The sequence below is a fragment of the Streptomyces sp. SID5910 genome, assembly GCF_009862125.1.
Taxonomy (GTDB): domain Bacteria; phylum Actinomycetota; class Actinomycetes; order Streptomycetales; family Streptomycetaceae; genus Streptomyces.
Map to the genome: position 1 here is coordinate 1 of NZ_WWHX01000456.1, position 2,237 is coordinate 2,237.

A 2,237-nucleotide genomic window follows, 5' to 3' on the forward strand; every position below is an offset into this window, starting at 1 on the left:
AGCGAGAAGCCCGGCGGCAGCAGACCCCGGTTGGCGAGGTCGTACACGGCCGGCATCAGCTTCTTGCGGGACAGGTCGCCGGTGACGCCGAAGATGACCAGGCCGGAGGGGCCCGCGATGCGCGGCAGGCGGCGGTCCTGCGGATCGCGCAGGGGATTGCTCCAGTCGAGCGGCGGCACGGGCTCCACGGTGTCCTCGCCGGCCTTCCCGTTCTTCGCCTTCGCGGCGGCGCCCGACGCCCTGGACTTCTTCGCGGGCCGGGCGGACTTGCCCGCCGCGGCGGCCTTCGGCGCCCCTGGCGCCTGGGACCCGTCGGTCTCCTCGGCCGTCAGCGGTCCGGCGGCCTCCCGGGACGCCTTCGCCTCCTTGGCTTCCTTCGTCGCCTTGGTCTCGTGGACCGTCGTAGCGGGAAGCTCCTCGCTCATTCCCCGTCAACTCCCTTGCTGTTGAGGGACTTCGTCACGGCGTCGAGCAGGTCCTGCCAGGCCGCCTCGAACTTGGCGACGCCCTCCTGCTCCAGCTGCTCCACCACCTCGTCGTACGAGATGCCGAGCCGCTCCACGGCCGCGAGGTCGGCCCGGGCCTGGGCGTAACCACCGGTGACCGTGTCGCCCCGGACGTCACCGTGATCGGCGGCGGCGTCCAGGGTGGCCTCCGGCATCGTGTTCACGGTGCCGGGAGCGACCAGCTCCTCCACGTACAGGGTGTCCCGATATGCGGGGTCCTTCACCCCGGTGGACGCCCACAAAGGGCGCTGGGCGTTGGCGCGGGCGCCGGCGAGGGCCGTGAAGCGGTCGCCCGGCCGTGTCGCACCGTCGGCGGAGCCGAACACGTCCTCGTACGCCTCGTAGGCCAGTCGCGCGTTGGCGAGCGCCGCCCTGCCCTTGAGGGCGAGGGCCTCGTCCGTGCCCAGCAGCGTCAGCCGCTTGTCGATCTCGCCGTCCACGCGGGAGACGAAGAAGGAGGCCACGGAGTGGATGCCCGACAGGTCGATGCCGGCCGCCCGCGCCTTCTCCAGACCGGCGAGGTAGGCGTCCATGACCTCGCGGTAGCGCTCCAGCGAGAAGATCAGCGTGACGTTGACGCTGATGCCCGCGCCGACGACCTCGGTGATCGCCGGGAGGCCGGCCTTCGTCGCCGGGATCTTGATCATCACGTTGGGGCGGTCGACCAGCCAGGCAAGCTGCCGGGCCTCGGCGATCGTGGCCGTCGTGTCGTGGGCCAGGCGCGGGTCGACCTCGATGGAGACCCGGCCGTCCCGGCCGCCGGTGGCGTCGTACACCCCGCGCAGCACGTCGGCGGCGGCGCGGACGTCGGCCGTGGTCATCATGCGGACGGCCTCGTCGACGGCGACGCCCCGGGTCGCGAGGTCGGCGAGCTGCTCCTCGTAGCCCTGACCGGAGCCGATGGCGGCCTGGAAGATCGACGGGTTGGTGGTGACGCCGACGACGTGCTTCGTGGCGATCAGCTCGGCGAGGTTGCCGGACTCGATCCGCCGCCGCGACAGGTCGTCCAGCCAGACGGAGACGCCCGCCTCGGACAGGCGTCGCAGTGCTCCCGCGGTCGCGGTTGCTTCGGTCACAGTGATCATCTTCTCTTTCTGCGGTTCTTCCGGCGTTGCGGTTCCGGTCGGCTCAGCCGCGGACGGCGGCCAGGGACTCCCGGGCGGCGGCGGTGACGTGCTCGGCGGTGAAGCCGAACTCGGTGAACAGGGTCTCGGCGTCGGCGGAGGCGCCGAAGTGCTCCAGGGAGACGATGCGGCCCGCGTCGCCGACGAAGCGGTACCAGGTCAGGCCGATCCCGGCCTCGACGGCCACCCGGGCCCGCACGGCCGGCGGCAGCACGCTGTCGCGGTACGCACGCGGCTGCTCCTCGAACCACTCCACGGACGGCATCGACACCACCCGCGCGGGCGTGCCCTCCGCCTCCAGCGCCTCCCGGGCGGCCACGGCGAGCCGCACCTCGGAGCCGGTGGCGATCAGGATCACGTCCGGGGTGCCGGTGGAGGCCTCCGCGAGGACGTAGCCGCCGCGGGCGGCGTCCGGGTTCGGCTCGTACACCGGCAGGCCCTGACGGCTCAGCGCGAGGCCGTGCGGGGCGGGGGCGGTGGAGTGGCGCCGGAGGATCTCGGCCCAGGCGACCGCGGTCTCGTTGGCGTCGGCGGGGCGCACGACGTTGAGACCGGGGATGGCGCGCAGCGCGGCCAGGTGCTCGACCGGCTGGTGGGTCGGGCCGTC

At 73.2% G+C, this 2,237-nt stretch carries 2 protein-coding genes and 1 pseudogene; all 3 read right to left on the reverse strand.

What is annotated here, in order from left to right:
• Positions 1 to 425: pseudogene (locus GTW67_RS16100) on the reverse strand (glucose-6-phosphate dehydrogenase); the annotation flags it as partial.
• Complete coding sequence (gene tal / locus GTW67_RS16105; RefSeq protein ID WP_161165512.1) at positions 422 to 1,591, reverse strand: transaldolase; 1,170 nt, start codon at positions 1,589 to 1,591, stop codon at positions 422 to 424. The pseudogene GTW67_RS16100 and the gene tal, both read right to left, overlap by 4 nt.
• 43 nt (positions 1,592 to 1,634) lie before the next feature.
• Positions 1,635 to 2,237 (reverse strand): transketolase-like TK C-terminal-containing protein (locus tag GTW67_RS16110; protein ID WP_272920501.1); only part of this gene is annotated, 603 nt, incomplete at its 5' end.

Coding starts and splice junctions, on each gene's coding strand:
- tal (WP_161165512.1), bottom strand. CDS start 1,591: ATGATCACTGTGACCGAAGCAACCGCGACCGCGGGAGCACTGCGACGC.